Source organism: Streptomyces colwelliae, from assembly GCF_048158785.1.
Classification (GTDB): Bacteria; Actinomycetota; Actinomycetes; order Streptomycetales; family Streptomycetaceae; genus Streptomyces.
This window is the reverse complement of sequence record NZ_JBLTJC010000586.1, coordinates 1-4,483: the sequence shown is the minus strand read 5'-3', so window position 1 is coordinate 4,483 and position 4,483 is coordinate 1. Positions and strand designations below refer to the sequence as shown.

2 protein-coding genes and 1 pseudogene are annotated in these 4,483 nt (G+C 71.7%); 1 reads left to right on the top strand and 2 read right to left on the bottom strand.

Annotation, left to right across the window (positions count from 1 at the left end):
• Both ACNFOC_RS51370 and ACNFOC_RS51365 read right to left on the bottom strand, forming a co-directional pair.
• Nucleotides 1–1,336, bottom strand: a 1,336-nt coding sequence (locus ACNFOC_RS51370; RefSeq protein ID WP_416965861.1) for a trypsin-like peptidase domain-containing protein, incomplete at its 3' end; no start/stop codon positions are given.
• Nucleotides 1,329–2,333 (bottom strand): trypsin-like serine peptidase, encoded by a 1,005-nt coding sequence (locus ACNFOC_RS51365; RefSeq protein ID WP_416965860.1) that lies wholly within the window; start codon nucleotides 2,331–2,333, stop codon nucleotides 1,329–1,331. The genes ACNFOC_RS51370 and ACNFOC_RS51365, both read right to left, overlap by 8 nt.
• A 290-nt stretch (nucleotides 2,334–2,623) precedes the next feature.
• Here ACNFOC_RS51365 and ACNFOC_RS51360 point away from each other — a divergent pair.
• Nucleotides 2,624–4,483 (top strand): annotated as a pseudogene (locus tag ACNFOC_RS51360) (hypothetical protein); the annotation flags it as partial.

The window sequence follows — 4,483 nt, the reverse complement described above, 5'->3', positions numbered from 1 at the left end:
GGGAGTCGGCGAGGGCGGAGGCGAGCCGCTGCCGTACGACGGCCTCGGTCCCGGTCCCGGCCTCGTACGGACGGTCGCGGGTCGAGCGCGGCGTGCCGGGGGCGGCGGGCACGTCACGAAGGTCCACCGGGGACAGCAGGGCCAGGCTTCCCGACGCATCGCCGTCGACCAGTACGGGCACCAGGCGGCTCGGAGCGCTCGCGTGGTCGAATCCGTGGACGATGTGGTCGCGCTCGTCCGTCATGCCGGGGTCGGCGAGATAGGCGGGGCTCACGAGGGCGAGCACCTTGCCGCCGCCGTCCACGTGCTCCCGGAGCGTGCGGTGCCCCGACCGGTCGGCGGCGGGGCCCATCAGCACGTCGTGTCCCAAGGTCTTCAGGACGTCGTGCACGAGCTCGGCCCAGGGCTGGTTCTCCGGCACCCAACTCAGCATCAGGGAACGTGCGGTGGGGCTCGGCGGATCCAGGATCCAGGCGTGCGGTCCGTCCGCCACGGCCCGCGCGATCGCCGACGCCGGAACGCCCTGGTTGACTCCGCCGGCGGCGTAGTGGTGGATGCCGACGAGCCGGCCGCGGGGGTCGACGACAGGGCCGCCGGACGACCCCGGCGTGGTGTTCACCTCCGGGTATCGGATCCGCGTGCCCTGGTCGTTGATCGTGGTCCGGGCGGTCGTGTACGTGATCCGCGCCGGCTCGCCGAGCGGGTGGTGGACGATGAACAGCAGGCGCGTGGCGCTGAAGTCGTAGGTGCCGGGCTCCAGCGGGTAGTGATCGCGTGGGCCACGTCCGTCACGTCCCGGCGACAAGTCATCGGAGGCGTACGGCACTTGCCCGCCGCCGACGCGCAGGAGGGCGTAGTCGAGCTGATCCGATGGCGCGTCCCAGGACAGCGGGGAACCGGCTCGTTCGGCGGGGCTGGGCGGGCTGGACGCGAGCAGTTCCGTCAACTGCACCCGTACACCGCGCTCGTGAGGCGCGGCCCGTTCGGCGCCGGAGGGCGTACCGAAGTCGAAACGAGCCTCCAGGGAGTCCGGCAGCCTCCCCGACTCCAGGGCGGCGCCCACCACATGACTGGCCGTCAGAACGACATCGGGCGCGACCAGCACGCCCGTTCCCACCGGTCGGCCGCCGATCTCGATGCGCGCGACCCGGCTTCTCATGTCCCGCACGACCTGGAGGAGATCCTCCGGGTCGATCAGACCGGCGGCCGCCCGGGTGATGGCTTCCAGACCGGCCGCCGTGCCCACGTCCTCGTCGGCGGACGCCTCCTGATCCGGGTGCGGGTCCTGGCCCTGTTCCTCGTTCCGCTCCGAGAAGTCGGCAGGCTCATCAGCCATGCGCGCGGACGATCCGGGCCACGGCGGCCGCGTGCACCGCTACGTTGCTGCGCTCCGCCGCGCCTCCGAAGTGGAGGGCGACCGCCTTGCCGGAATCCAGGTCGATCACGGCGGAGCCGGAATTGCCGTTCAGCGTGGTCGCGTCGTGGTGGACCACGTCCTGCCCCTGGACCGCGGTGAGCCGTCCCGCGGCCAGCCGTTTGCACCTGTAGACGCCGTCGAAGATCCGCTGCTGGTCGGCCAGGTCGGCGTGGGAGTCCTGCCCGGGGTAGCCGATCACCGCGATCCAGCCGCTCACGCGCGCCCCGGAGGTGTCGAGCGCGATGGGCGGCGGCGGGTTCTCGCCGTCCTCGCCGGTCGCGTCGATCCGGAGCAGGGCCACGTCGTACCTGTGGTCCGGTTCGATCCAGACGACCTCGGTGACCCGGAAGCGGGACTCCTCCGGCTGCTGGTGCTCGTGGTACCAGTCCAGGGTGGGCCGTACGACCTTGCCCGTCCAGGACTGCTTGAAGGCGAACCCCGAACCCGCCCCGGCCCGCGCCTCCCGGGCGAACGTCTCGGCGACATGACGGTTCGTCACGACGAGCCGGGGGCCCACCATCCAGCCGGTGCCGGCCCATGTCAGGTTGGCGTGGTTGCGCAGGTCGATACGGCCGACACTGGGGATCGCCCTCTCCAGCGGCCTACGGGCACGCTCGACGCGAGCCGTCAGGTTCGCGCTGGTGGCCCGGCCGTCCGGCGGCAGCCTGAACGTGGATTTCTGCACCAGGTGCACGGGCCGGGTGAAGCGTTCGACGATCGCCTCCAGACCGGAGTCGTCCGGCACCCAGAGGCCCTCGGACATGCGCTCCACGGCCTTGGCGGCCCGGTCGACGGTGAGTCCGGCGTCCACGCTCTCAAACCCGCCGAGGCCGGTCGCGCCCGCCGCGATCTCGTCGAACCGGTCGAGGAACTCCTGCCTGACCTCGTCGTCGGAGAACAGCTGCCGATAGTCCAAGAGGCCCCTCCTCGACGGCGGGACAGCATGCTTTGTCCGCGACGGTCCCCGAAAAGGATGCTACGGGAGTGCCTGTGAGACGCGGGAGTGTTCGGGGGAGCCGCCTCGCATCGACGACAACTGATCAGTGACCCTGGCCGAGTTGACATACCGCGAGTCATGCAACTGCCGTACCCGACAACCCCGTAGAGATCGGACGGACGGACAACTCCGCGGTCGCGCCAGTAGGGTGCGGGACGCGCTCGTGCGGACCAGGCCGTGAGGGCGGAGCGCAGGAGGCACCGGCAGACATGGACGTCTGGTTCTTCGCCCTGTTCGTTGTCGCCGTCGGCTGCGTGCTGCTTCTCCGCAGGCTGCGCCCGGGCAAGGACGATCTGCTCGTCGGACCCCGGCGGGCGCAAGCCCTGGACCGGCTCCAGGCATCCGTGTGGCGGGACTGGTCCGAGGAGGCCGACAAGCGCGGTCTCACCCCGAACCTCCAGCGACCGCGGCTGCTCCACACGCAGTGGGCGCCCGCGCCACCGGAGTTGACCGACGGCCGCACGCGCGGGCTCACCGGCACCACGGCGGACATGGCCGGGCTCGTCGAGTCCTTCACCGCGCTCGTTCCACAGCGGCTGGTGATCATCGGCCCGGCCGGTTCGGGCAAGTCGACCCTGCTCCTGCTGTTCCTGCTCGAACTGTGCCGCACACGCGAACTCGACCTGGCCGAACAGGGCCCTCGGGCGCAGGGCGCCGAGGCCCTGCCACCCGTGCCCGTGCTGTTCTCCCTCAGTTCCTACGATCCAGGGCGTCACGGGCTCCTGGACTGGCTGGCCGGGCGACTGGCGGCCGAGTACCCCGAGGTGGGGTCGGCGGCTTCCGCGAGGGACCTTCTCCACCGAGGCGATGTGCTGCCCTGTCTCGACGGGCTCGACGAAATCCCGAAGCGGCGTGTCGTCAGGGTGCTGGACCGCGTCCGCAGGGAGTTCGGCACCGCACGACCGGTGATTCTCGCCTGCCGTACGGAGGAGTACGAGCGAGCCCTGGCCCTGGGGCCGGTGCTGCACGGCGCCTCGGTCACCGAGGCACGCGAGCTGGCCTTTCCGCAGGTGATGGAGTACCTGCGGGCCAGCCTCGGAGAAGGCGGCCCCAGCCACCGGGAATGGGCGGACCTGTTCGGCCGCCTCGAACACGGCTGGGGGGTGCTGGAGGACGAGGTGGCCGCGGCCCGCAAGCGCGGTGTGCCGATGCCCCCACCGAGTTGGTCCTTGCTGGCCCCGACCGCCGACCGGTCCGGCGACTCGTCGCTGGGCAAGCGGTGGATGGTTCAGGCAGAAGCGGTGGCGGCTCAGGGTGGCCCGGCGCGCGAGGTGACTCCGCACCTGCTCGCGGCCCTCGGCGCGGCACTGACTTCGCCCCTGACCACAAGCCTCTTCGCCGATCTGTACGGCTACGCGGACACCAGCGACGAGACGCCGTTCCAGCGTCTGGCGAGTGCCGCCCCCGACTCCGTCCGGGCGGCGATCCTGGAGAACGCGGTGCGCGTCCTCTTCGACCACCGTCTGAACCCGGACGACTGGCCCGACGCGCGGAGCCACCTGTCCTTCCTGGCCCGCCACCTGGAGCGCATCAACCGAACCGACCTTGCCTGGTGGGAGCTGAGCGGTGCGCTCCACCACGGTGTCTACGGCGGTCTGTTGGGACTGCTCGCGGCCGTGGCCGGAGGCATCACCACGGCATCCGCGGTCGACGCGGGGCAAGGCGCGCTGGCGGCGTTCCAGCTGGGCGCGGCGGCACTGGGCACCGGGATGCTCGTGTCGTGGTGGGGGCCGGACCGAGTGGCTTCGTGGCTCGACGAGTTGCTGCTCAAGAGGTCCGCGGCGCGGGGGCCGCGTCGGGAGATCCCGGAGCCGGAGGCACCATCGGGCAGCCGCGCTGGAGACCCGCGGCTCGGGCGGACGTCGACCGCTCTGGCTGTCGGGCTGCCGATGGGGGGAATCGAGGGATTCATCGCTTCCTTCCCGAACGGACCCGCCGTCGGGCTGCTCATCGGGATCCTGGTCGGCCTGATGTTCGGCATTCCCGCCGGTCTCCTCGGCGCGGGCGGGCCGGTACGGGGACCACGCTGGTTCCGCCGCGGCACCGGCTTCCTGCGCCGGGTCGGGGGC